General features: G+C 61.8%; 24 protein-coding genes and 2 pseudogenes. 13 read left to right on the top strand and 13 right to left on the bottom strand.

Annotation, left to right across the window (positions count from 1 at the left end; translation table 11 throughout):
• Positions 1-24 precede the first annotated feature (24 nt).
• From NYR54_RS09000 to melA, 7 genes are all read right to left on the bottom strand, one after another.
• Complete coding sequence (locus NYR54_RS09000) at positions 25-1620, bottom strand: ABC transporter substrate-binding protein (protein ID WP_261515300.1); 1596 nt, start codon at positions 1618-1620, stop codon at positions 25-27.
• A 190-nt stretch (positions 1621-1810) separates the two neighbouring features.
• A complete protein-coding gene (locus NYR54_RS08995) occupies positions 1811-2488 on the bottom strand; it encodes a GntR family transcriptional regulator (RefSeq protein WP_261515298.1) in 678 nt (225 codons plus the stop codon).
• Positions 2489-2588: 100 nt separating this feature from the next.
• Positions 2589-3386 carry an alpha/beta hydrolase gene (locus NYR54_RS08990; RefSeq protein WP_261515297.1) on the bottom strand — a complete coding sequence of 266 codons (798 nt, stop codon included), beginning with the start codon at positions 3384-3386 and terminating at the stop codon, positions 2589-2591.
• Complete coding sequence (locus NYR54_RS08985) at positions 3376-4212, bottom strand: nitrilase-related carbon-nitrogen hydrolase (RefSeq protein WP_261515296.1); 837 nt, start codon at positions 4210-4212, stop codon at positions 3376-3378. The genes NYR54_RS08990 and NYR54_RS08985 overlap by 11 nt, the downstream gene beginning before the upstream one ends.
• A gap of 261 nt (positions 4213-4473) precedes the next feature.
• Positions 4474-4767 (bottom strand): HigA family addiction module antitoxin, encoded by a 294-nt coding sequence (locus tag NYR54_RS08980; RefSeq protein ID WP_261515295.1) that lies wholly within the window; start codon positions 4765-4767, stop codon positions 4474-4476.
• Positions 4768-4778: 11 nt separating this feature from the next.
• Positions 4779-4961, bottom strand: a complete 183-nt coding sequence (locus NYR54_RS19345) for a type II toxin-antitoxin system RelE/ParE family toxin (protein WP_423738598.1) — start codon at positions 4959-4961, stop codon at positions 4779-4781.
• A 22-nt stretch (positions 4962-4983) separates the two neighbouring features.
• On the bottom strand, positions 4984-6438 hold the full coding sequence (melA, locus tag NYR54_RS08970) for an alpha-glucosidase/alpha-galactosidase (RefSeq protein ID WP_261515294.1): 1455 nt from the start codon (positions 6436-6438) through the stop codon (positions 4984-4986).
• 98 nt (positions 6439-6536) lie between these two features.
• On the opposite strand from melA, the gene NYR54_RS08965 reads away from it, so the two are divergent.
• Positions 6537-7484: a helix-turn-helix domain-containing protein gene (locus tag NYR54_RS08965; RefSeq protein WP_261515293.1), complete on the top strand. Its 948-nt coding sequence runs from the start codon at positions 6537-6539 to the stop codon at positions 7482-7484.
• Between the two features lie 73 nt (positions 7485-7557).
• Here the strand turns inward: NYR54_RS08965 and NYR54_RS08960 are convergent.
• The 4 genes and pseudogenes from NYR54_RS08960 to wrbA all read right to left on the bottom strand — a co-directional run.
• Positions 7558-8031, bottom strand: a pseudogene (locus tag NYR54_RS08960) (arginine deiminase family protein); the annotation flags it as partial.
• The gene (locus NYR54_RS08955) at positions 7932-8363 is read right to left on the bottom strand and encodes an amino acid permease (protein ID WP_423738599.1); all 432 of its coding nucleotides are present in this window, start codon (positions 8361-8363) and stop codon (positions 7932-7934) included. The pseudogene NYR54_RS08960 and the gene NYR54_RS08955, both read right to left, overlap by 100 nt.
• Before the next feature lie 74 nt (positions 8364-8437).
• A complete protein-coding gene (locus NYR54_RS08950) occupies positions 8438-9655 on the bottom strand; it encodes an MFS transporter (protein ID WP_261515292.1) in 1218 nt (405 codons plus the stop codon).
• Entirely contained in the window at positions 9652-10290 is a 639-nt protein-coding gene (gene wrbA, locus NYR54_RS08945; RefSeq protein ID WP_261515289.1) for an NAD(P)H:quinone oxidoreductase, read from the bottom strand. The genes NYR54_RS08950 and wrbA overlap by 4 nt, the downstream gene beginning before the upstream one ends.
• 115 nt (positions 10291-10405) lie before the next feature.
• Between wrbA and NYR54_RS08940 the strand changes: the two genes are divergently transcribed.
• From NYR54_RS08940 to NYR54_RS19275, 5 genes and pseudogenes are all read left to right on the top strand, one after another.
• Positions 10406-11332, top strand: coding sequence for a LysR family transcriptional regulator (locus NYR54_RS08940; protein WP_261515288.1), 927 nt, complete (start codon positions 10406-10408; stop codon positions 11330-11332).
• 315 nt (positions 11333-11647) lie between these two features.
• Positions 11648-11935 carry a carbon-phosphorus lyase complex subunit PhnI gene (locus NYR54_RS08935; protein WP_261515287.1) on the top strand — a complete coding sequence of 96 codons (288 nt, stop codon included), beginning with the start codon at positions 11648-11650 and terminating at the stop codon, positions 11933-11935.
• A 31-nt stretch (positions 11936-11966) separates the two neighbouring features.
• The gene (locus tag NYR54_RS08930) at positions 11967-12293 is read left to right on the top strand and encodes an amidohydrolase family protein (RefSeq protein ID WP_261515286.1); all 327 of its coding nucleotides are present in this window, start codon (positions 11967-11969) and stop codon (positions 12291-12293) included.
• Positions 12248-12766: pseudogene (locus tag NYR54_RS08925) on the top strand (phosphonate ABC transporter ATP-binding protein); the annotation flags it as partial. The gene NYR54_RS08930 and the pseudogene NYR54_RS08925, both read left to right, overlap by 46 nt.
• The gene (locus tag NYR54_RS19275) at positions 12746-13192 is read left to right on the top strand and encodes a PhnE/PtxC family ABC transporter permease (protein ID WP_341484294.1); all 447 of its coding nucleotides are present in this window, start codon (positions 12746-12748) and stop codon (positions 13190-13192) included. The pseudogene NYR54_RS08925 and the gene NYR54_RS19275, both read left to right, overlap by 21 nt.
• Before the next feature lie 240 nt (positions 13193-13432).
• On the opposite strand, the gene NYR54_RS08920 is transcribed toward NYR54_RS19275, so the two are convergent.
• A complete protein-coding gene (locus tag NYR54_RS08920) occupies positions 13433-14635 on the bottom strand; it encodes an MFS transporter (RefSeq protein WP_261515284.1) in 1203 nt (400 codons plus the stop codon).
• 86 nt (positions 14636-14721) lie between these two features.
• Between NYR54_RS08920 and NYR54_RS08915 the strand changes: the two genes are divergently transcribed.
• A complete protein-coding gene (locus NYR54_RS08915; protein ID WP_261515283.1) occupies positions 14722-15684 on the top strand; it encodes an AraC family transcriptional regulator in 963 nt (320 codons plus the stop codon).
• 134 nt (positions 15685-15818) lie between these two features.
• Here the strand turns inward: NYR54_RS08915 and NYR54_RS08910 are convergent, their stop codons facing one another.
• Positions 15819-16874, bottom strand: coding sequence for a LacI family DNA-binding transcriptional regulator (locus tag NYR54_RS08910; protein WP_261515281.1), 1056 nt, complete (start codon positions 16872-16874; stop codon positions 15819-15821).
• 211 nt (positions 16875-17085) lie between these two features.
• Here NYR54_RS08910 and NYR54_RS08905 point away from each other — a divergent pair, with 211 nt between their 5' ends.
• From NYR54_RS08905 to NYR54_RS08880, 6 genes are all read left to right on the top strand, one after another.
• Positions 17086-18381 (top strand): ABC transporter substrate-binding protein, encoded by a 1296-nt coding sequence (locus tag NYR54_RS08905; RefSeq protein ID WP_261515428.1) that lies wholly within the window; start codon positions 17086-17088, stop codon positions 18379-18381.
• Positions 18382-18445: 64 nt separating this feature from the next.
• Entirely contained in the window at positions 18446-19183 is a 738-nt protein-coding gene (locus NYR54_RS08900; RefSeq protein WP_261515280.1) for an SDR family NAD(P)-dependent oxidoreductase, read from the top strand.
• Positions 19184-19198: 15 nt separating this feature from the next.
• Positions 19199-20068, top strand: a complete 870-nt coding sequence (locus tag NYR54_RS08895) for a carbohydrate ABC transporter permease (RefSeq protein ID WP_261515279.1) — start codon at positions 19199-19201, stop codon at positions 20066-20068.
• A 10-nt stretch (positions 20069-20078) separates the two neighbouring features.
• The gene (locus tag NYR54_RS08890) at positions 20079-20906 is read left to right on the top strand and encodes a carbohydrate ABC transporter permease (RefSeq protein ID WP_261515278.1); all 828 of its coding nucleotides are present in this window, start codon (positions 20079-20081) and stop codon (positions 20904-20906) included.
• A 5-nt stretch (positions 20907-20911) separates the two neighbouring features.
• Complete coding sequence (locus NYR54_RS08885; RefSeq protein ID WP_341484289.1) at positions 20912-21913, top strand: alcohol dehydrogenase catalytic domain-containing protein; 1002 nt, start codon at positions 20912-20914, stop codon at positions 21911-21913.
• The gene (locus NYR54_RS08880; protein WP_261515276.1) at positions 21913-22992 is read left to right on the top strand and encodes an ABC transporter ATP-binding protein; all 1080 of its coding nucleotides are present in this window, start codon (positions 21913-21915) and stop codon (positions 22990-22992) included. Before NYR54_RS08885 ends, NYR54_RS08880 begins: the two co-directional genes overlap by 1 nt.
• Positions 22993-23027: the final 35 nt, after the last annotated feature.

Raw genomic sequence — 23027 nt, 5'->3', positions numbered from 1 at the left:
AATATCCGCGGGTGGGAGGTTGTGTCAGCTTTCGGGCCGCATGCTGAGGAAAGTCTGGTTCGAGGTGTAGTCCAGGAAGCCGATCGGGTTCTCTATGAAGCCGGTCCAGCCGGGCGCCACCGCCTCCACATTGTTCTGCTGCACAGTGACGATGTAGGGCCGGTCGCGCTGCAGGATCTCCTGCATCTTCCAGACGATCTCCTTGCGCTTCTCCGTATCCACCTCCTTCGCCTGCTGCTCGTAGAGGGCATCATATTCCTCGTTGCAGTAGGCTGTTTCGCTCAGGCCGCCGATCTGGCTGCACAGCACCACGGAGAGGATGAAGTCCGGGTCCATCTGCGGAATCCAGCCCCATTGCGCGATGGTGGATTCGGCAAAGGTGTTGTTCGGGCCGGTGATCGCCTCGGAAATCGTGGCGTTGTCGCTCTGAACCGTGACGAGCTCCACGCCGATCTTCTTGAAATCCTCGGTGACGATCTCGAGCGCCCGCAACCCTTCGGCGCCCTCGACATTCGCGGGGATCAGCACCTTGTAGCTCATCTTGTGGCCGTTCGCGACGCGCCAACCGTCGGCACCCTTCGTGTATCCCGCCTCATCCAGCAGCTTGTTCGCGAGGTCGAGATCGAAAGGCTCCGACTGAATGTTCGGATTGGACCAGAAGCCGGTTACCTTCGGCACCATGGAGTCGCCGGGCGTGGCAAAGCCGAGATAGGCCACTTCCGCGATCTTCTTGCGGTCGATAGCGTGTGCAAAGGCTTCACGCAACTTGATGTCACGGATTTCCGGGAATGCCTTCTGGTTCTCCGATGAATTGAAGAGCCAGCTATGGAAGCGCAGGCCGGGATAGTTCGCAACGGTGATGCCAGCCTTCTTCACCGCCTCGACGGAGGTGACGGGAAGCGGCGTGACGACGTCGAGCTGGTTGTTCACCAATGCCTGCACCATGGCGGTTGAATCGGTGAAGAACTGGATGCCCACACCCTTCAGCGCCGGTGCCTCACCGAAATAGTCCTCATAGGGCTCGAGCAGGATGATCTGATCGGCGGTAAAGCGGGCAAGCTTGAAGGGGCCGCCCACCACCGGCGGGTCATTCGTGAAGGTCGTGATCGCTGCGCCGTCGCCTTCAGCAAGCGGTCCCCAGATGTGCTCGGGCACGATCAGAACCTGCGCGAGCCGCCCCACCGCATTTGCCGTCGGCTGCTTGAACGTCACGACGAGTGTGGAATCGTCGGGCGCCTCTGCCTTCTCCACTGTGCCGATGGAGCGGGCGCGGCGGGCGGTGGGCCCGTCGACATGCTTCAGGAGCATGTTGATGGTAAACGCGGCATCGCCAGCCGTAAGCGGCTCGCCGTCGCTCCACTGGCCATTCCTGATCTTGAAGGTCCAGACCAACCCCGTCTCATCGCTCGTCCAGGATTCGGCAAGATCGGGCACGACATCCGTACCAGAGGCCTGGCCCAGCGAAGGATACATCAGCCTCAGCGCCGCCAGGCAGGACGACTGCACCGTCGTATAGGGGTTGAGGGAGGAGCAACTGAAGCTCGTCCCGACCCGCAGGACACCGTTGGCGGCATCGGCCGCCGCGGGAGAGGCCTGGGCCGCCCAAAAGGCAAGGGCCACGGCCGGAAGAGCCCCACGTACAACGCGCGCTCTGAGAATGGATGGAGAAAGGAAGCCCATTTTATTCCCCTTGAGGCTGATGAAACCGTCAATTCAGTATTAAGTATATTATACACTGAGAGAACACAGGCAAGCGCAAATAGACGCCCGCTGCAGGCGGTTCATTCCTCAATGCTGGAAAATGCCAAGATTACCCGGCGGCGTGCACGTCCGCGTCGCGAAGCCTCGACTCAAGCCGCGCCCAGGCATTAAGCCAGTTCTGGCGTACCGCCTCCGAAGCCGCCCGGGCGTCACCGGAGGCAAAGGCGGCGATGATGGCCTGGTGGTCGCCGCGCGTCAGCGTCCGAATTTCCGCATCGTCGAAGGCCATCCGCTCGAAGCGGCCGATCTCCGCCTCGATCCCGTCGAGCATCCCGCGCAGGACCTCGCCGGCAAGCACGCGAAAAACCGCATGAAGCTCGAGATCGAGCTTGACCAGCCGCGTTGGATCGCTCTCCGCATTCATTGCCGTGAGGAGAGACCGCATTTTTTCAAGATCATCCTGCGTGATCTTCGGCATCGCCCATTCCGCAGCGAGGCCGTCGAGCGTGCCGCCGATGCGGTAGAGATCGGGAGCACGCGAAATATCCGGAATGCTGACGCGGGTCTTGCGCCCCTTGCCGACATCTATCAAGCCTTCCTGAGCAAGCCGGATGATGGCTTCGCGCACGGGCGTGCGGCTGATGCCGAGCAGATTGGCGATATCGGTGTCGCGGATGATTTCGCCTGGCTTCAATGGCCCGTTGAAGATCCAATCCCTGATCGCGCCATAGGCGAGATCTTGTGCATTGGCAAAACTGCTTGCGGCCTCGGGGCCTGGCAATGGCATTCTTCGTCTCCGTTAGCGCATCCGCAGCGCCTAAAGGCGGCAGCCGACTCGCTGCATACTATATATTTTCTAGCGGTGCGAAAATCGCGGCACTGTCAATTCAGTCGCGCATCATACGTTCAAGCCAAGTGGCGGCGGCAGCGGCAAGGGGGGCGAAGTCGTGACCCGCCCCTTCGACGGTCTCCTCGCTGACATTGCCGGCTACCGATTTCAGGCTTCGTGCAAGAGAAGCGATCCGCTCCCGTCGTGTTGCGCCTCCCAATTGGCTGTGGGGCGAGTAATAGGGATCATCTGGGCCTCGCTCCACCAGACCTTCGCTGAAATCCTTGCTGCCGACGATGAGGTGCACCGGAAGCGTGCCAAGGCCCGCGCGGTCAAGCCGCCGGCCGAGCGCCCTGTCCATGTCCTTTGTTCCCGCCCACCAGGGAAGCGTATCATCAACGAGGGTGACGTTGCCGGGTGCTGCAACCACAAGGCCCGCGAGCCGCGTGGCCTCGACAAGCGCGTAACGATGCGCGAATTGTGCGCCGCCGGAAAAACCAAAAAGAAAAAGCCGCCGGGAATCGAAGGGGGAAATTTCGGCAAAGGCGGCAAGCATTGCATGGAGCAGCGCGATGTAGTCCACGTCCGGTTCGCGCAGGAACTTGTAGCCGTCCGCCATGCCCGGCGTAGAAACGCCTTCGGGAAAAAGAGGCGCGAGAAGGGAGATATCGCAGCGGTCGGCAAGCGGAACGAAGGCCTCCCGGCACGCCAGCCAGTTGCGGTCACTGCCGTGAACGGCAATCAAAAGCGGCCGATCCGGCCTGCCGGAGGGCGGCATGCGCCAGGCGAAGCGGAAGCGTGAATCGGACGGAAGGGCAGTTTCACCGGCGCGAGCGAGGCCCGGTTCAGGCGGCATCCGCGCGCTGCCCGATCTGCCTGACGGTAACGGGTCTGCGCAGGGCGAGCGTAGGGATACGCCGCCGCGCCTCGCCGACCTTCTCCAGATCGGCATCGAAGAGGAGCATGGCCGGGCTCTTGCCCGCCTTGCAAAGAACCTCGCCCCAAGGGGAAATCGCCACGCTCTCGCCGTGAGTGACAAGCGGCGGTTCATGCGCGCCGCATTGTGCAGCCGCAACGACATAGCAGCCCGTCTCGATGGCGCGGGCCTGAAGCAGAGGCAGCCAGTGCACGGGGCCGGTAACGGTCGAGAAGGAAGACGGCACGAGGATGATCTCAGCGCCCGCCTCCGCAAGCGCCACGAAGAGATGCGAGAAGCGGAGGTCGAAGCAAATGGTCATGCCGAGCCGGCCGAAGGGCGTCTCGACCACCACGGTTTCATTGCCGCATTCAAAAAGCTCCGATTCCGGCCGCGAACCGTCGTCCAGATCGGCGTCAAAGAGGTGGATCTTGTCGTAGGTCGCAATCTCGCTTCCGTCCGGGCCGAGAAGATAGCTGCGGTTCACCATCTTTCCGGACCGAGTGCGGACAAGAATCGAGCCGAGATGGACGTGGATGCGGTGCGCTCTTGCCGCTTCGGATGCGCGCGCCAGCACCGGACAGGCCCCCTCGGCAGGCATGCTTTCCCGCAGATCGGGCTGATGCCCACGCAGGATGTTCACGGCCTCGGGGAAACAGGCCAGGACAGCGCCGGCTGCGGCCGCTCTGGCGATTTCAGCGCCGACGAGAGCCGCATTGGCGGAGAGATTGGGGCCGGTGGTGACCTGATGAAGAGCGATGCGCATTGCTCAGTCTCGTATACTATATATTTCAACTAGTGTTTCAATTTGGCAGCGGTGTCAACAGGCCCGCCATAGCCGTAGGGGCAAAGAGCGCAATCAACTGCTGAAAAATGGATGCTGGGAGAAAGGTTCGCCTTTTCGGCCCCTGGTAAGCCCTCACGTCCTTTGTGCGGCGCAAGAACTTAACGTGAAGTTTGCCCTCAGCATGTGGTCGCCAGCTTTGCTGGAGATTTGCCCTGAAGCCGTGGCGCGCGACAAACAGGTTCAGGCTGCCCGAGGACGGACTTGCGCCACGATCTCTTCGCCGAACCGGTCGCGCGCGGTTTCCAGATCGTAGGTCATCTGCATGCCCATCCAGAACTCCGGGCTGGTGCCGAAGTAACGGGCAAGCCGCAGTGCCGTATCGGGCGTAACTGCACGCTTGCCATTGACGATCTCGCTCACCCGGATCTGCGGCACGCCAATTGCCTTGGCGAGGGCATACTGGCTCATCCCAAGCGGTTTCAAGAAATCCTCGCGCAATACTTCACCTGGGTGCGTGGGGGCAAAGTCAGCCATGGCTTGGCTCCTTAGTGGTAATCGACGATCTCGACATCATAGGCGTCGCCATCCTTCCAGCGAAAACAAACGCGCCACTGATCGTTGATACGAATGCCATATTGCCCCTTCCGATCTCCGTGTACCACTGCGCCTTTGACCCGACAAAGATGGGTCGGTGGGGTGGATGCCAGGCGCGCGGTCAGAGAACCCATAGCTGATCGACCTGCCGCTCCACTACCGATGCGCGCCGGCGAGCTTCCTGAGGTCTTCCACGTTGCGTACGTCCTTCCTTGCCGCGCCCTGCCAGTCGCGTGTCCTGACGGCCGATTTGGCCAGCCGCTCCCTTGCCGCGGGAACGGCATCGGCATATTGCGGCAGCCACTGGGCCTGGGCAACAACCATCTCGTCCACCATCGCCCACACTTCCTCGGGCGTGCAGATGGCGCCGACCAGCGGGTCATGCAGCATGGCGAGCTTCAGAAGCTCGATATCCCCGGAAACTGCCGCTTCCACGGCCATGCGCTGAACCGAGATCGAGGCTGAGCAGGTGGCGGCGCAGGCTAGCGGCAGCGTGATGCCCTCAACCATATTGATCCCGAACCGGTCGACGAAACCCGGGCTCTCAATGATGGCGTCGTCCGGCAGGTTGGCGATGATGCCTCGGTTCGGAACATTGAAGTGGCCTCTGTAGACGCGCCCGGTTTCTCGCGCCTCGATGATCCAGGAGGCGTGTTCGGTGGTGCGCTTGTGCTTTGAAAGCGGTTTGCCCGCGTCCTCCAGAAATTTCGGGAAATCTGTCTCGAACCAGTTGCGCATCTCCGTACAGTGGCGGAGATAGCCGCCGGTCTCGCCATGGATCCAGTCGCTCAGGTCGATCCACTTGCCGATCTCGTCTGGTCGTTTGCGGTACCAGGGCAGATATTCGGAAAGATGCCCGTTGCTCTCGGTGGAATAGAAGCCGAAACGCTTGAGCACATCGATCCTGAGCTTCTCCTGTTTCGAATAGACCGGATGACGCTCGAAGGCGGCAATCAGCTCGTCCTTGCCGATTTTCCGCCCGTTTACGCGGAGGTCGATATACCAGGTCTGGTGGTTGATGCCGCTGCAGATATAGTCGAGCTCCTCGTCTCTGATACCGAGCACCTGTGCAATCTGGTGGGCTCCGTGCTGCACGCCATGGCACAGGCCGACCGTTTGGACGCCGCCATATTTGTTCGCGGCCCAGGTGTTCATGGCCATAGGGTTGGCGTAATTGAGGAAGAGCGCGCCCTCCTCCGCCACCTCGCGAATATCCCTGCAGAAATCGAGGATGACGGGAATGTTGCGCTGGCCGTACATGATGCCGCCAGCGCAGATCGTGTCGCCTACGCACTGGTCGACGCCATATTTGAGGGGAATGTTCACATCGGTGGCAAAGGCCTCAAGTCCGCCCACCCGCACGCAGCTCATGATGTAGCGTGCTCCTTCGAGGGCTTGCCTGCGGTCGGTCGTAGCCGTCACCTTTGCGGGCAGATTGTTGACCGCGACGATCTTCTCGATGATCTGCCGGATCATATCGAGATTGTGCGGGTTGATGTCTGTCAGCGCGATCTCGATGTCGGCGAACTCAGGGACCTTGAAGAGGTCCGAAACGAGTTTCTTGGTGAAGCCCACCGAACCGGCCCCGATGATGGCAACCTTGAAAGACATGCGCTCATCCTTTTCCGGACTATTCCGATACCGGTGAAAGCCCTAGCTGGTTCGGCTCTTTCGGTGTAGAGAAAGGTTATGCGCGAAAGGGTAAATTTGTGCTCTCGGCACTAATCGGGCACGGTCATGCCATGCGCCGTATCACGCCGCCCAAGGGCGGTGTGGGGCTTCACTGCATGGCAGGGGGAGCGGGCTTCGAGCTGCGCGTCAACGAAATCTATTCCTGGGATGGCCTCAGGCGCGGCCCCACACCCTTCGTGCTGATTCAGCACACGATTGCTGGCGAAGGCCGGCTCGATTACGCCGGTGCACAGCACTGCCTGCGTCCCGGTGAGACCATGCTGCTCACCTTTCCGCATGCCAACCGCTACTGGCTGGAACGGGGCGGGCGATGGGAGTATTTCTGGATCATACTTACCGGCCGGGAGGCGTTGCGGCTTGCCGGCGCTATTATCGAGGAAAGAGGACCTGTGCTGCGGCCGTCAACGGAGGGTGTGGACCGGCTTGCCGGTGCGTGTCTGGCGCTTCTTTCCGGCAGTGCCGATCGGCCGGGTGCCATATCGTGCGCGGCCTATGCTGCCCTCGCAGCGCTTTATGATGATACCTTCGCCACACAAAAGGATGCGGACGATCTGCCCTCCCCTGTGCGCCGTGCCGTCGCCTTCGTCGACGAGAATCTGGCCCGGCCCATCGACGTGGGTGCGATCGCGCGGGCTGCTGGGTTCAGCCGTGCGCATTTTGTGCGTCTTTTCGCGGCGGCGATGGACGAGCCGCCCTCGGCCTATCTGCTGCGCCGTCGCATGGACAGGGCCGAACGCATGCTTCTGGCCACCGATGCGCCGGTCGAAGCCATAGCGAGGGTCTGCGGCTTTGCCGACGCCAACTATTTCTCCAAGGTATTCCGCCGCGCCCATGGCGTCTCCCCGACCGTCTATCGCAGCAGCGGGCGCAAGGGACTGGCGTTTGTTGCTCACGATGGCGTGGCGGATGCCGGAACGAGCACCAGCGGCGAGGCGGTGTCCGCCGGACAGGCAGACATCAGGTGACAAAGTAAACCCCCGTCAGGCCGCAACGGCCTTCCTCTTTTCTGCCGCTTCGGAGTTCTTCTGGAAACCCGGGCTAGTAATCCACCGCGTCGCGGATGATCGGACAGGTCATGCAGTGCCCTCCCCCGCGCCCGCGGCCGAGCTCAGCTCCGGCGATGGTGATCACCTCGATACCCGCCTTGCGCAAAAGCGTATTGGTGTAGGTGTTGCGGTCGTAGGCAAAGACCACACCCGGCGAGACGCAGACGAGATTGGCGCCGCTGTCCCACTGCGTGCGCTCGCGCATGTAGTCGTTGCCGCCGGTCTGCACGATGCGCATCTTCTTCAGGCCCAGCGCATCGCGCACGGTGTCGACGAAGTTGCCCTTTTCCTTGTGCAGTTCCAGTCCCCCCTTGCCGTCGGGCCGGTAGGAGAAGACGTCGATGCCGTCGACGATGTCGGGATAGATCAGCACGCAGTCGCGATCGGCAAAGGTGAAGACCGTGTCGAGGTGCATCGCGGCGCGCAGCTTGGGCATCGCGGCAACGATGACGAGACGATGAAGGCCGGCCAGGTGTCGCTCGTTCCCAAGATGCCTGCTGCGCTCGGGAAGAGCTGCGAAAGGGTGGTCATGATGAGCACCCAGTAAAAGGCGTTGCCGGCGCAGGCAGAGGCCCAAAACCCGATGGCAGAGAGAAAGCCGGGATAGACGCCGAACCCGGTTCGCGCATAGACGTAGACGCCGTTGTCGAGTTGCGGCTTGCGGATCGCCAGCGTCTGGAACACGAAGGCGAGGGTCAGCATGCCAAGACCCGCGATCGTCCATGCGATCAGAGCGCCATAGACCCCCGTCTGGGTCGCAAAACGCGCCGGCAGCTGAAACACGCCCGCCCCGACCATCGAACCGACGACCATCGCCGTGAGCGCCGGAAGGCTCAGCTTGTCAGCGGCGATACTCACTTCTGCCGTGCGCCCTAGGCTTTCTCTGCTACCGCCGGATACTCTCGGCTGCGCCGTTTATGGAACAGGGCAACGACAAGGGCCGCAGCCAGTGCAATGCCGACGATCAGGACTGCGATCGCAGACCAGCCGAAAGCGGCCGCAACACCACCGGCCAGGGGCGGTCCAGCAAGCAGGCCAAGATTGCTGCCCTGCATCCCAAAACCAATGGTCACGCCGAGGAGGTCCGGACGCGGCGATAGCCTTGGCGCGCTGTCGAAGATCACGACCGGGATCAGGCCGCTTGCAAAGGAAAAAAGGATGCAAAGCGCAAAAGCGAGCGGCAGGGGCGAGAAGGGACCGAAAATGCCGACGCCGCACACCGCGATACCGGTAAACCCGGCAAAGAGCAGCCGCGTCGGGCCGAAACCGCGCGCCAGCAACTGACCGCAGGCGAGATTGCCGAAACCGCTAGCTGCAATCGCGGCTGCCGCGACCAGCCCCGCCATTTCATTGGTGAGGCCAAACCGCTCCGAAAAATACATCGGAAGAAGACCGAACATCGCAAAGTAGGCCGCCGACATCGACCCGAACAGTCCGGCCAGCGTCCACGGGCCCGGCGAGACCGCGGTATCGAGCATATCGCGCAGGATCGGCCGAAATCGCTCCGGCCGCGGCGTCGGTGGTAATGGACTGAGGGCGAGGAGCGCCGCGTACAGGAACAGGAGCGCGGTGTTGAGAAGCCAGAACCCGCGCCAGGCGATGAGATCGAGCAAGGGCGAAGCAAGCAGGATAAGCGTCATCCCGAACGGCATGAATGTCGCCCACAGCGCCATGGCCCGCTGGCGGATGGCGGTGGGAGCCGCGGCATCGATCAAGGCAGGACCGGCAACGACTACGCCAACAAATCCAAGCCCCTCCACCACCCGCATGGCGAGCAGACTGGCGGCGTCCGGGGCAAGGGTGCCGAGCAGGGAGCCTACGCCCATCAGCACGAGGCCGCCCACGGCCATCCGGCGAGCGCCGAGGCGGTCGGCGAAAAGGCCGACCGGCACGCCCGCGACGGCGCCCACCACGGCGAAAGCCGAAACCAGCCAGGAGACGGTGGCAAGGCTGAGCCCCAGCTCCGCCTTCACCTGAGCCAGCGCCAGGGAGGCCTTGCCCAGTTGGAAGGAGCCGGCCACACCGGCGCCAAAAATGAGAAGAACGGCTGGCCAAGGCCGGCTGAGCGTTTTCAGAGCCAGTTTCCTCACAGCGCCGCCTCCAGCTCGCGGTGCTTACGGCCGTGCACCAGGGCGGTGGCAACCTCAGCCACATGCCGGCCCTGAAAGCGTGCGCCGTCCAGTTCGTTGGCGCTTGGCTGGCGGTCGCCATGGTTCTCGCCTGCAGCCAGAGTGGACGCTCCATAGGGCGAGCCGCCGGTGATCTCGTCCATTCGCAACTGGCCTTTGAAGCTGTAGGGTAGGCCGACAATCACCATGCCCAGATGCATGAGGACGACATGGGATGACAGGATGGTCGATTCCTGGCCGCCATGTTGGGTGCCGGTGGAAGTGAAGACGCTGCCCACCTTGCCGACGAGCCGGTCGTGAAACCAGAGGTCGCCGGCCTGGTCGAGAAAGTTCTTCATCTGGCTTGCCATAGTGCCGAAGCGCGTCGGCGTGCCGATGATGATCGCGTCATAGTCGGCAAGTTCCTCGACGCGCGCCACGGGCACCTGGTGATCCACTCTGTAGCCGGACTTACGGGCGACTTCCTCGGGCACCAGCTCCGGCACGCGCCTTATGGCAACGCTGGCCCCCGTGCTGCGGGCGCCTTCGGCAACGGCTTTCGCCATCGTCTCGATATGGCCGTAGGAGGAATAGTAGAGCACGAGAATTTTCGTCATCTGCTTTCCCTGAAGTTGAGGGGTTCATCCGCGCGTATTCAGGAAGACAGATGACATTTCGAATTGATTAGCGTAATTGAGAAAATATCAGTCAAGATGATCTAAGGAATCGATCATGCTCGACGGGCTGACCCTCGATCAGATGCGGACATTCGTTGCCGTCGCTGAAACAGGCAGCTTTCGCGCGGCAGCCGCGCGCCTTGCCCGCGTCCAGTCGGCCGTGAGCCATGCGATCGGCAATCTGGAAGACCAGCTTGGGGTCAGCCTCTTCGACCGGTCCGGTCACCGGCCGACGCTCACCGATGAGGGGCGTTCACTGCTTGCCGACGCGCGCGCCATTCTGATCAAGGTGGACGCCATGCGCGCGCGGGCACGCGGGCTAGGCGCTGGGGTGGAGCTCGGCATTTCTATAGCGCTGGACCCGCAGTTCCCCCAAAGCATCGCCGCGGCCGCGCTGCGGGAGCTGCACGGCATCTATCCCTCTGTCGGCGTCCGCGTTTTCACCGCCGCGCTGGGCGAGGCGGTGCAAGCGCTTCAGGAGCGCCGCTCCACCTTGTCGATCAGCGGCATCGACATTCCCGATCCGCGAATTGAGCGGCGGGCGCTGACATTCGTTGCCCGCGTGGCCGTGGTATCCAGGGACCATCCGCTGGCGAAGCGGCCTGACGGCGGGCTCATCCCCATGGCTGAACTCGCCGAGCATGTGCAGATCGTCGTGGAGGACCCCTCGCCTCTGACGGAGGGCCGATACTACAATGTGCTCTCCCCCGGCACATGGCGCGTGAGCGACTTCGCGACGAAGCATGCTTTGATCCTCGCGGGGATCGGCTGGGGGAACCTGCCGCTGTGGCTGGTTGAGCGTGACCTGGCGGAGGGTCGGCTTGTGCGGGTGCCGGCCGCGGAGTTTGGCCCGCTTGGAGAGACGAGGGCTCGCGCATGGCTGATGCATCGGGCGGACGAGCCGCTCGGCCCCGCTGCTCAGGCCTTCTGTGCCGCGCTTCTGCGGCACTCGGCGCGGGACGTTCATGCGCGGGATGGTTGAAAGCGAGACCGAGGCGGTCTCCATGACGGGTGACCAACGGGTGAGATAAGGCTTACATCCGGGCACCCTCATTTACCCTTCTGCTGCACACGTATCCTTTCCCTTCCGCTTTCATCCGAACGTCATAGAGCGTGGCTATTAGACGATTCATCCGGATGAATTCGAGGGAGCGTTCGCCTGTCCCGGAATAGTTTCGAAGATGGCGTCGGTTCAGCACTGAGCGCCTGCTAGAAAAGAGGATTGCGATGCCTGGAAAGACGGCTACCTCCGATCCCGGAGGCAGGGAGGCGCATGCGCGCCTGTTGAATACGCTTGGTGGCCGATCCTCCAAGAGAAGAGATCGCGCCAGAAGCGATCCCGGACCTTACGCGAGAGGCACTGCTTTTCCCCGCCCCCCGGGCGCATGTGCTGCAAAGCCTCGCCCGCGCCGATACGGGCGGCGTGCTTGCCCTCGGCTACTCGGCGATGCGCGGCTACGGTAACGCGCATCCGACAGTCAACGAACTCAGGCTGGCCGAGGCCGAGGTTCGCGTGCAGCACCCGCGCGGCACCGTCTCACCGCGTCCATGCGCGGTTCGAGATCACCTTTCCCAATGCACTTGAAGTCATCGATGAGCTGATCCGCGAGGGCGCGGTGGAACTGATCTCGCTGACCGACCATACGCCGGAACAGGGGCAGTATCGCGATCTGGAGCGGGTCGCGGCGCGCATGGCTGCCGACAAGGGCGTTACGCGCGAGGAAGCCGCAGCCCTTGTCGCGCGCCGGATCGAGGAACGCACGCGCCCTGCCGAGGAACTTGCCGCAACGCTCGCCCGGATCTCGAAGACGTGCCATGCCCACAATGTACGGCTGGCGAGCCATGACGACGACACGGTGGCCAAGGTCAATCTCATGGCGCAGCTTGGCGTGACGCGCTCCGCGGCAAGGCGCTGCGCCAATGGCGGCGCGACTGCGCCATGATCTTCCAGCAATTCAACCTCGTGGAGCGGATGGATGTCCTCACCAATGTGTTGATCGGGCGTCTTTCGGATCACAGCTTCCTCTCCTCGATGATGAAGCGCTTTTCCGAAGAGGAGCGCGCGGAAGCCATCCTCGCGCTGGAGCGACTTGGGCTGGCCCACAAAGCGCTGGAGCGAGCGGGAAATCTTTCGGGCGGGCAGCAGCAGCGGGCCGCGATCGCCCGCGCTCTGGTTCAGAAGCCGCGCATTTTGCTCGCCGACGAGCCGATCGCCAGTCTCGATCCGGGCAATGCCACGCGCGTGATGGAAGCTCTTCGGCGCATCAATCGCGAGGACGGCATCGCCGTCATCGTCAATCTGCACACGCTGGATACGGCGCGGACCTACTGCGACCGCATCGTCGCCATGCAGGCGGGCCGGGTGATGTTCGACGGATCGCCCAGGCCGCTTTCACTGTTCGGCGCCAAGAACATCAACCGCCTGCCCGTTCTGCGCTTCAGCGTCCGCCGCGGCTTCGATGTGATCCGCGCCTTCGAAACGCTCATCCTCGCCCTGATCTTCATCCGCGCCTTCGGGCTCGGGCCGCTTGCGGGCGTACTGGCCATCGCCATCGGCGAGATTGGCGTATTGGGAAAGCTCTACGCCGAAGCGATCGAAAACACCTCTAAGAAGCCGGTCGACGGCGTGATGGCGGCGGGCGGCTCCTGGCTGCAGTCCATCCATTTCGGCGTGATGCCGCAGGCGATCCCGGTCATCCTTTCAATCACGCTGACAATTTCGAAAGCAATGTGCGCTCGAGCACGATCCTCGGCATCGTGGGTGCCGGAGGGATCGGGTTTCTGCTTTCCGACCGCATCCGCGCCTACCGGTGGGACGAAGCCTGGTCGATCATCATCCTGATCATCGTCATGGTTTACATCATCGACGCCATTTCGGCGGCGATCCGCATGCGCATCATCGGAACCGGCCCCGCGCGCCGCCCGGTCCACTGAGACGGCTACCGGGACGCGCAATTCCAGAAAAAGTGGATACTGGTTTTCCGTCCGAAATTGCAAAAAAAACAGTAACTTGGACCCTCTCTGTATTGCCGGAAATACAGAAAGGGTCCAGCGGCCACCTCGAAAAATGGAGGCAGCGGGTTCAGGCTACGGCGGATGCCGGACGGGCGCTGATGCCAATCAAGATGATCGCCGCCGCCATCAGCAGAACGAAAGCGGCCGTCCCGAACACCCCGGTGGCGCCGGTCAGGTCGAAAACCGCGCCTCCGGCCGCCGCGCCGATCGAAATGGCGAGCTGGATTGCGGCAACCAGCAGACCACCGGCGCTTTCCGCCTGATCGGGAACGGTGCGGGCGAGCCATGTAGACCAGGCGACAGGGACCGCGCCGAAGGCCAACCCCCACAGCGCCACCATCGCGGCCGCTGCGGCCGGCAGGTAGCCGAAGGCTACCAGCGCGAAACCGAGAAACGCCATCAGCAGCGGCATGGAAATCAGGGTCAGCCGCAGGCTGCGTTCGATCATCGCTCCGGCCAGCAGCGTTCCCGCGAAATTCGCCACGCCGAAGCCCAAAAGGATGCCGGACAGCGCGTCGATGCCGACACCGGTCACCGTCTCAAGAAACGGGCGGATGTAGGTGAAGAAGGCAAAATGGCCGGTGAAGACCAGCATGACCGCGACCATGCCGCGGCCCATTGCGGGCCTAGCAACCACTTCGGCCAGCGTGCGCAGACCCGTGGCGCCGCTTGGCTTCATCCTGGGCAGCGTCGCAAACTGCACGGCCAATGCGATGGCCGCAACCCCCGCCGCCAGTAGAAAAACGTTGCGCCATCCGGCGATGTCGCCGAGATAGCTCCCGGCGGGAGCCGCCAGAATGGTGGCGGCGGAAACGCCGCTTAAGATGATCGACAATGCCCGGGGCACCAGCGCCTCCGGCACCAGCCGCATGGCAATCGCCACCGACATCGACCAGAAGCCGCCGAGGGCGACACCAAGCAGCACGCGCCCGAAGAGCAGAAGCAGATAGCCGGGCGCGAAGGCAACCATGAGATTCGACGCCAGCAGAAGGATAGAGAAGCCCAGAAGAACACGCCGCCGGTCCATATGCTTCAGAGTGGCCGAAATCAGCAGGCTTGCTAGGAACGCGACGACGGCGGTCGCGGTGACGGCCTGGCCGGCCTGTCCTTCAGTAACGCCGAGCTCGGCCGCCATCGGGGTAAGAAGACTGGCAGGCAGGAACTCCGCCGTTACCAATCCGAACACTCCCAGCGCCATCGAAATGACCGCGCCCCAGGCCGGCTCCGCCTGCGCCTGCCGTACATCTGACCATCGCTCCAACTTGTTCATCAATCGCTCCTTCACGAAGCACCAAATTCCTCAGTGCCGCAGAATTAGGATGGACATTTCGGACGCGCTATGTCACATGATCCGGAATGCTTGATCGAAAGTCCGAATCCTTCGGAGCGCGAGAGGCGGGCGTGGACCTCATCAGCGAGTTGCTGATGGGCATGAGGCTCGTCGGGCTCAATTATCGCCGTATCGAGATCACGCCGCCTTTCGGTCTGCGGATGGGCGAAGCGGAAGGCAAGGCGCAGTTTCATTTCATCGCGCGTGGACCGGTGTTCCTGCGCGCCGGCGAGACAGTTCATGAAATTCAAAGCGGCGGCGCCGTGCTGCTGCCGCGCGGCGGCGCGCACGACCTGGTCTCGCAGCCCGATCTGCCGGGCCGGGACCTCGCAGCCTACGAGACCACCGCGTTGTGCAACGGGGTCAGCGCCATCCGGTCCTGTTCGGCTGGGCCTTCCTCGAACAACGTCCTCATCTTCAGCGGATGCATGGAGTTCGATCTCGGCAGCATGCACCCGCTGATTGGGCTGATGCCGGAGGTCATGCGCGTCTGCACGCTTCTCGACCGTTATCCCGAGCTTTTGCCCATGCTTGAAGCGATGGAGCGCGAGGCGGTCGGGAACCGCGCCGGCTATGCCGGCATCCTCGCCCGACTGGCCGATGTCATTGCCGCCTTTGTTGTGCGGGCATGGGTGGAGTGCGGCTGCGGCGATGCCAGCGGCTGGGTCGCGGCCCTGCGCGATCCGCGTCTTGGGAGAGTCATCGCCGCGATCCACCGCGATCCCGGTAGGAACTGGACCGTTGCCGAGCTTGCCCGTGAAATGGGCAGCTCACGGTCCGTCTTTGCCGATCGGTTCGTTCAGGTCACGGGTGTGACGCCCTTGCGCTATGTGGCGGAAGTGAGAATGCGGCTTGCGGCGCAATGGATCGGGCGCGAGCGGATGCCCATCGAAACCGCTGCGCAGCGCCTCGGCTATGCCTCGCAGGCGGCCTTCAGCCGGGCTTTCAAACGTGTGACAGGATACGCGCCAGGCAGGCTCCGGCCGTAACTTCTCAAACACCCTTCTCTGGGCATGGCCGTGCCCAGCAGTGCGCATGCCTGGCACTGACGGCTGCATCCAAGGTATGGATGCTACCCGGACATGAGGACAAATAAGCATCAAAGGATATCAGCCGATTGGCTTCAATCTCCAGGTGGCGCGGTGGATTCGCGAACCACCAGCGAGAAATCGATTTCACGGTGCATGATCGCATTTTCGCCCGCCAGGCGCTTCACCAGATACTCACCGGCCCGAACCCAAATTTCGTCGGTCGGCATGTGAATTGTTGTCAGACTCGGCCGCAGGTGCCGACTCCACTCCAGATCATCGAAGCCGACCACCGAGAGCTGCCGTGGCACATCGAACCCCAATTTCTGCGCCTCCAGCATCACTCCATAGGCGATGACGTCGTTGCCGCATACCAGCGCCGTCGGGCCATCGCTCTCTCCCAGGATGAACCGTGCCGCCTGCCGTGCATCATCAAGATTATAGTTCACCTGAACCATCCACCGCTCGGGCAGTGGACAGGCATGCTCTTCCAGAACTTGGAGAACGCCGGCCAGACGCGCTTGCGCGCGGTCATTGTTGCGCTGCATCGCTGCGACGATGCCGATACGCCGGTGTCCTAAGTCGATCAGATGCTGTGTAATGCGGCGACCCGCCGCCATGTTGTCCACGCCGACGCTGGGATAGGGCTTCTCAGGCTCGTAAACCCCGACATTCACGAACGGGATCTTCTGCGAAAGGAGCAGTTTTCGCAGTTCGTCATGCCGCTTGTCTCCGCGGAGGATGAGCCCGTCTATACCGCGGCTGACAAGATTGCGCGCCTGCTTGAGCTCAATGTCGAGGTCGTACTCATTGGTGGAAAGAAGTAGCAGATAGTCCTGCGTAGCAAGATAGGACTGCAGCGCCTGCAAGCCGCGGGCAAACATGGCGTTGTCGATCGTGGGCACAATGGCGCCGATGGTGCGGGTCCGCCGACTCGAGAGTGCACGGGCGGAAGCGTCTGGAATGTAACCGAGTTCGTCAATCACCGTTTTGATGCGCGCACGCAGTGCAGTGCTCACCGATTCAGGGCTGTTAAGAGCGCGCGAAACCGTGGCTGTAGAAACTCCTGCCCGCTTCGCAACCTCACGGATACCAACGGATTTAGCTTCCTTTAGCAGTGTGCTCGCCGGCTTGTCAGAAAACGGTTTCATGTCGATTCAGGAATGGCAATGCATATACCTTTTTGCATCAATCCCGCTGGAAATGCAACTTTCCTGCGATTCAACCAAGCCTGCGCACTTGGAGCTTGCCTAAATTGACAGTGATGAATTGAGGCGGTATGTAACCGGTTACAGCACAACGCCTGCTATTCCGCTGTCCTTACAGGCGGCTTAACCAAGGGAGGGATTCACCGTGCGATCAATGCTGAAACCATTGCCAGCCTTTGCAGCAGCACTGCTTCTGTCGGCTAGCTGGGGTGCTGTCGCCAAGGCGCAGGACTTCGACTGGAGGGCGCATGAAGGCGAGACGATAACATTCCTTGCCAACAACAATCCGTGGGCGACGGCGGTCCTCAAGTATCAGGACGAATTCGAGGAACTGACCGGAATAACGCTGCGCGTAGACACCTATCAGGAGCAACAGATGCGGCAGCGTCTGTTGACCGTCATGAACGCGCGCAGCGACGAGGTAGACATTTTCATGACTTTGCCGTCCCGCGAAGGCATGCAGTTCGCAGCGGCCGGCTGGTACAAGGACCTCCTGCCCTATGCCACGGAAAATGCCGCTCCAGACTACGATTTCGAAGGCTTCAGTCCTGCGCTCGTGGAAGCGGCGACCTTCGACGGTGTGCTCACCGGCGTTCCCTTGAATATCGAGGGGCCGCTACTTTACTACCGTACTGACGTTTTTGAGGAGTGCGGCGTCAATCCACCCGACAACCTGTCGAAGATTTCCGAAGTCGCCGCGCAGATCAAGGAATGCAAGCCCGACATGACCGCCTTCGCCTCGCGAGGCTTGGTGCCGGCGCTTCCTTATACCTTCAGCAATTTCCTCCACAATATGGGTGGAAGTTATATGGCGGACGGAAAGTCCAACCTCTGCTCTGAGGAGGGAAAGAAGGCGATCGAGCTCTACGCATCGCTGCTGAAGGACTATGGCCCGCCAGGAGTGGTCAATTACTCCTTCTATCAGCTCACCTCGCTTTATCGCGAGGGCCGATCGGTCATGTCATTCCAGTCCTCGAACGAGTTCCCGGCCGTGATGGAGGGTGGCGCTCGGCTTGAAGATACCGCGATCGTGCCGCTGCCGCCAGGCGACGGCGGATCCCACCCCACCACCATCGGCTGGGCGCTTGCCATCTCGCAGTTCAGCGCCAATCCGGATGCTGCGTGGTACTTTGTCCAGTGGGCAAGCAGCCCCGAAATGCAGTCGAAATTGGCGCTCGAAGGCATAGCACCGCCGCGTAACTCCGTTGCCTCCAATCCTGATTACCAGGCCTGGCTCGCAGAGCAGCCGGTGCGTCAGCAGTGGCAGAAGGCTCTGGAACATCTTGCCGACGAGGGTACCTCAGAGGTGGGCTATCCGATCATCCAGAACCCGGAGTCGCGTGAATACATTGGCCAGGCTGTCAACGCCGTTCTCCTCGGCACGAGCACGGTGGAAGAAGCCTGTGCCGCCGCCGATGAGCAGCTTAACGCGCTGATCGCGCGGGAGTAGCCGCAACCCGTAAACCATGAACCGAGCCGCCCGACACGGGCGGCTCCATCTCGGATTTGGCTGAATGTCTGGCGTTCCATTTGAACTACCGCAAGGATTCCGTGCCGTCGTGATCGGTGGTGCCGGCGGCATCGGGACGGCCATCATCCGGCTCTTTCTTGACCTTGGTGCGGAAGTGAGCGCGACCGGCATAAGCGAGGACGAGATTGCCCGTCTCGCATCAGTGGGACATCCCCGTCTGTCGCTTGAGTGTCTCGATGTCACGCAGGACGAAGCCGTCAATCGCTATGCCGGCCGCTTCAATGAGGTTGATGCCCTTGTCAACTGTGCCGGAATCCTGCGTCGCGACGAGGAGTATGAGCGTGACATCTTCCGTAAGGTGATCGAGGTCAATCTGACCGGCACCTTCAGCACCTGCCTCGCGTTTCGCGCGGCGCTTGCGGCTAGAAAGGGCGCCATTGTCAACATCGCTTCCATGAATGCCTTTACCGCGCTGCCGCGTATTCCCGCCTATTGCGCGAGTAAGGCAGGCGTCGTGATGCTTACCAAGGCGCTTGCGCATGCCTGGGCCGCCGAGGGCATCCGCGTCAACGCGGTGGCGCCGGGTTTTATCGAGACCGCCATTAACGCCGAAGGCCGCAAAGACAGCGCGCATTACGAGCGGATCGCTGCACGAACAGCCTTCAAGCGTTGGGGCCAGCCGGAGGATGTGGCCGGCACGGTCGTGTATCTCACCATGCCTGCCTCTTCCTATGTCACCGGCAGCGTCTTTGCTGTTGACGGCGGATATCTCGCAGGGTGAACCGCGGAGTGCCTGATGGACACGTCGAACTCCCAAAAGGCTCAGCTTGCCGCCCTGTCCGCACCGTCGGTGATCTTCACCGTGGTAATGATCGCCTTTCCGTTCTGCTACACGATCTGGATCAGCTTCCAGGCAGTTTCCGCCACCGGCATGATGCGCTTCGATGGCGTGGCGAACTATGTGCGCATGGTGAAGGACGGGCAGTTCTGGAATGGCCTGTGGATCACCATCTATCTCTATGTCCTGTCCCTGACACTGCAACTCGTCTGCGGCACCGCCCTTGCATTGCTTCTGTTTCGGGCGCGCAGGCTGCCGGGCTTCATCCGCTCGCTCTTCATCTCGCCTTTCATGCTGCCGCCAGTGGTGGCCGGGATGATGTGGCTCATCATACTTGACCCTTCCCTGGGCGCGGCGAACTACATTCTCACATCCCTCGGTCTCCCGCCATCGAACTGGCTCGCCTCCCCTGCCCTGGTCGTTCCGACGCTTGCCCTCATCGATACCTGGCAGTGGACGCCCTACGTCGCTCTGATCGTCCTGGGGGGACTCCAGTCCCTTCCGCCAAGTGTCTACGAGGCTGCCGAAATCGACGGCGCGTCCCGTACGAAGACCCTGTTTCGCATAACCCTGCCTCTGCTGCTGCCGACACTGGTGACGGCGATGGTGCTTCGCAGCGTCGATCTTCTGCGCTTCTTCGACCTCATCTACATCACCACTCAGGGCGGCCCGGCCAATGCGTCCACGACGCTGAATATCTATGGTTTCAGGATGGGCTTCGAGTTCTTCCAGTTCGGCTATGCCGGCGCTCTCATGATCACCCTTTCGGCCCTGGTGCTTGGCGTGGTGCTGGCGCTCAACCGACTCCGCAACGCAGTCGCCTGGTAGGAGGACGGAAATGACCAGCACCCCTTCGGCCGACCGCTGGATCGGCTACCTCAACACGGTTCTCCTGATGGTCGCCGGCATCATCGTCGTTGCACCCACACTCTGGATGGTGCTGTCCTCATTCAAGTTTTCCCATGAGGTCACGGCCTATCCGCCGACGCTATTCTTCACACCGACGCTTACGAACTACGTCTCGCTGTGGGAAAGGACGCCTTTCATCCAGTACGGGATCAACAGCGCTGTCGTCACCTCCGCTTCGACGGCCCTGGGCATCCTGCTCGGCACGCCGGCGGCGTTTGTCGTTTCCTGGACGCGGATCACCTGGCCGGCTATCGTAACCCTGCTGGCGCGGATGGCGCCGGGTACGCTCTTTCTCCTGCCCTGGTATTTGATGTTCCGCCAGATCGATATGATCGGCAGTTATTGGGCGCTTATCCTGACCCACGCGGTCATCACTATGCCGATCGTTATATGGGTGCTCCTGCCCTTCTTCGATAACATCCCACGCAGCATCTTCGAGGCGGCGCAGGTGGATGGCTGCTCGCCCATTCGCGTCTTCTACCGCATCGCCCTGCCGCTCGTGAGCGCCGGCCTTTCCGTTTCGTCCATTCTCGCCTTCGTGTTTTCTTGGAATTACTTCCTCTTTGCGCTCGTGCTGTCCAATTCTGACACGAAGACGCTGATAGCCGCTTCGTTCAACTTCATCGGAGAGGGTTCGACCAACTGGGGCGCGCTGATGGCCGCAGCGACCCTCATTGCCCTACCGCCTCTCGTCCTCGCCATTATCGTCCAGCGCTGGCTTGTCTCGGGCCTCACGCTGGGCGCCGTCAAAGGATGATTGTCATGCCGAGTGCTGTAACCATGCTCGCAGCGGTTTTCCATGGCGATAAGCGGATCACCATAGAGGAGTGTCCCATACCCGTGCCGGCAAAAGGCGAGGCACTGGTGCGGATTTTGCGCACCGCGCTCTGCGGCTCCGACTTCAAGCTGTGGCACAAGGGTGCCGAATACATCGCAGGCCATGAGATTTTCGGACGCGTGGAGCATCCCGGGCACGCCATGGATGGCAAACGCTGTGCCGTGTACATCCCGCTCCATTGCGGTGAGTGCGAGAGCTGCCGGGCCGGCGACACGCAAATGTGCCTCAATGTCTCTTCGCTCATCGGCTGGAACAGAGATGGCGGCTATTGCGAATATGTGGCCGTACCCGACAATTGCCTGCTGCCGGTCCCCGACGACATCGAAGACGATCTGGGCCCGCTGCTTTTGGATACGATCGGAACGTCCGCCCACGCCGTCAGAGAGGCGCGCCGTCTGGTGCCGGCCGAGACAAACCCGGACGTGCTGGTGACCGGCGCCGGCCCCGTGGGGCTCGGTGTTATCCTGGCACTGAAAGCTTTCGGCTTCACCAATATCTTCGTCTCCGATCCCAATGAGGAACGGCTGGCAATCGCCACCGACTTCGGCGCCATCGCGCATCCTGTCGGTAGCCGGGACAAGCGCTTTGCGTTGATCGTCGAATGCTCGGGCGCACATGCAGCGCGCAACCTGGCTATCGAGATCATCTTACCGAAAGGCGCGATCGTGCTGGTTGGCGAAAACGCCGCCCCCTGGACCATCACGGAAGACAAAGTTTTCCGGCGCAAGGACTTCATGATGCTCAGGACCTTTTACTTTCCGAAGCGGGATTTTGCGGAGAACCTGGAAATCCTGCGCGCCAACAAGAAGAAATACGCTCGCCTGGTGGACGAACGGTTCAACCTCGATGCCCTGCCTGAGGAATTTGCCCGCTTCGCCCGTGGCCACCTGATCAAGCCCGTTCTTGCCTTCGAGGAGGCCCGCTGATGGCGTCCATACGAATCCGGAACCTGGTCAAGCGCTTCGGCAACGTGACCGTCATTCCCGATCTGAGCCTTGATATTCCCGATCATGAGTTTGTTGTGCTGGTCGGCCCGTCCGGCTGCGGCAAATCCACCCTTCTGCGCATCCTCGCCGGGCTCGAGAGCGTAAACGAAGGAGACGTTTATATTGGCGAGGAGCGTGTGAACACCGTGCCGGCGGCAAAGCGCGACATCGCCATGGTGTTCCAGGACTACGCGCTGTACCCGCACATGACCGTGCGGCAGAACATGGCCTTTGCGTTGGAGATGCGCGGCATGAGCAAGGCCGAGATCGAGGAACGTGTGCAAAAGGCAGCCAAGCTCTTGCACATCGATGGGCTTCTCGACCGCAGGCCAAAGGCTTTGTCCGGCGGCCAACGCCAACGGGTGGCCATGGGGCGCGCAATCGTGCGCGACCCCAAGGTTTTCCTCTTCGACGAGCCATTGTCGAACCTGGACGCCAAGCTGCGTGCTCAGGTGCGCGCCGAAATCAAGGCTTTGTCGCAGCAGCTGCGCACCACAATGGTGTTCGTCACCCATGACCAGATAGAAGCTATGACCATGGCGGATCGCATCGTCGTGATGCAGTCCGGAGTGATCCAGCAGGTGGGTAGCCCCGAAGAAGTCTATGAGAAGCCGGCTAACATGTTCGTCGCTGGCTTTATCGGCTCGCCTTCCATGAACTTCATCCCTGCACGCATGACGGACGGTGAAATCTGTCTTGAGGATGGAGTATCTTTCCCGGCGGAACGCTTGTTCCCGGTAAGGTCGCAGGCGATCGAAGCTGGCCAACCACTGACACTCGGCGTGCGCCCGGAGCACTTCCTGTTTGCGCCTGACGATCCGGCCGCCTTCAAAGCGCAGGTGAGCCTGGTGGAACCGCTGGGCTCAGATACGCTGGTTCACTTCACGGCCGGTGGCATAGACGCGGTTGCCAGAGTCTCTCCTGACCTGCGGCCGAAACCTGGCGACGTGCTCCCGCTGATACCCGCTCCCAACAAGGTTCATCTTTTCATGCCGGAGACCGGCGAGGCCATCTGCTGACCTCCGACAAGCGATCCGAACCAAACAACGTTGCC

Source organism: Chelativorans petroleitrophicus (assembly GCF_025398195.1).
Classification (GTDB): Bacteria; Pseudomonadota; Alphaproteobacteria; order Rhizobiales; family Rhizobiaceae; genus Chelativorans; species Chelativorans petroleitrophicus.
This window is presented reverse-complemented; position numbering and strand designations above follow the sequence as displayed.

What these genes read in the sequence shown, in the direction of transcription:
- NYR54_RS08995 (WP_261515298.1), bottom strand. Translation starts at nt 2,488, where the DNA reads ATGCCATTGCCAGGCCCCGAGGCCGCAAGCAGTTTTGCCAATGCACAA.
- NYR54_RS08990 (WP_261515297.1), bottom strand. Translation starts at nt 3,386, where the DNA reads ATGCCGCCTGAACCGGGCCTCGCTCGCGCCGGTGAAACTGCCCTTCCG.
- NYR54_RS08985 (WP_261515296.1), bottom strand. Translation starts at nt 4,212, where the DNA reads ATGCGCATCGCTCTTCATCAGGTCACCACCGGCCCCAATCTCTCCGCC.
- NYR54_RS08980 (WP_261515295.1), bottom strand. Translation starts at nt 4,767, where the DNA reads ATGGCTGACTTTGCCCCCACGCACCCAGGTGAAGTATTGCGCGAGGAT.
- NYR54_RS19345 (WP_423738598.1), bottom strand. Translation starts at nt 4,961, where the DNA reads ATGGGTTCTCTGACCGCGCGCCTGGCATCCACCCCACCGACCCATCTT.
- melA (WP_261515294.1), bottom strand. Translation starts at nt 6,438, where the DNA reads ATGTCTTTCAAGGTTGCCATCATCGGGGCCGGTTCGGTGGGCTTCACC.
- NYR54_RS08955 (WP_423738599.1), bottom strand. Translation starts at nt 8,363, where the DNA reads ATGGTCGGGGCGGGCGTGTTTCAGCTGCCGGCGCGTTTTGCGACCCAG.
- wrbA (WP_261515289.1), bottom strand. Translation starts at nt 10,290, where the DNA reads ATGACGAAAATTCTCGTGCTCTACTATTCCTCCTACGGCCATATCGAG.
- NYR54_RS08940 (WP_261515288.1), top strand. Translation starts at nt 10,406, where the DNA reads ATGCTCGACGGGCTGACCCTCGATCAGATGCGGACATTCGTTGCCGTC.
- NYR54_RS08920 (WP_261515284.1), bottom strand. Translation starts at nt 14,635, where the DNA reads ATGAACAAGTTGGAGCGATGGTCAGATGTACGGCAGGCGCAGGCGGAG.
- NYR54_RS08915 (WP_261515283.1), top strand. Translation starts at nt 14,722, where the DNA reads ATGCTTGATCGAAAGTCCGAATCCTTCGGAGCGCGAGAGGCGGGCGTG.
- NYR54_RS08910 (WP_261515281.1), bottom strand. Translation starts at nt 16,874, where the DNA reads ATGAAACCGTTTTCTGACAAGCCGGCGAGCACACTGCTAAAGGAAGCT.
- NYR54_RS08905 (WP_261515428.1), top strand. Translation starts at nt 17,086, where the DNA reads ATGCTGAAACCATTGCCAGCCTTTGCAGCAGCACTGCTTCTGTCGGCT.
- NYR54_RS08900 (WP_261515280.1), top strand. Translation starts at nt 18,446, where the DNA reads ATGTCTGGCGTTCCATTTGAACTACCGCAAGGATTCCGTGCCGTCGTG.
- NYR54_RS08895 (WP_261515279.1), top strand. Translation starts at nt 19,199, where the DNA reads ATGGACACGTCGAACTCCCAAAAGGCTCAGCTTGCCGCCCTGTCCGCA.
- NYR54_RS08890 (WP_261515278.1), top strand. Translation starts at nt 20,079, where the DNA reads ATGACCAGCACCCCTTCGGCCGACCGCTGGATCGGCTACCTCAACACG.
- NYR54_RS08885 (WP_341484289.1), top strand. Translation starts at nt 20,912, where the DNA reads ATGCCGAGTGCTGTAACCATGCTCGCAGCGGTTTTCCATGGCGATAAG.
- NYR54_RS08880 (WP_261515276.1), top strand. Translation starts at nt 21,913, where the DNA reads ATGGCGTCCATACGAATCCGGAACCTGGTCAAGCGCTTCGGCAACGTG.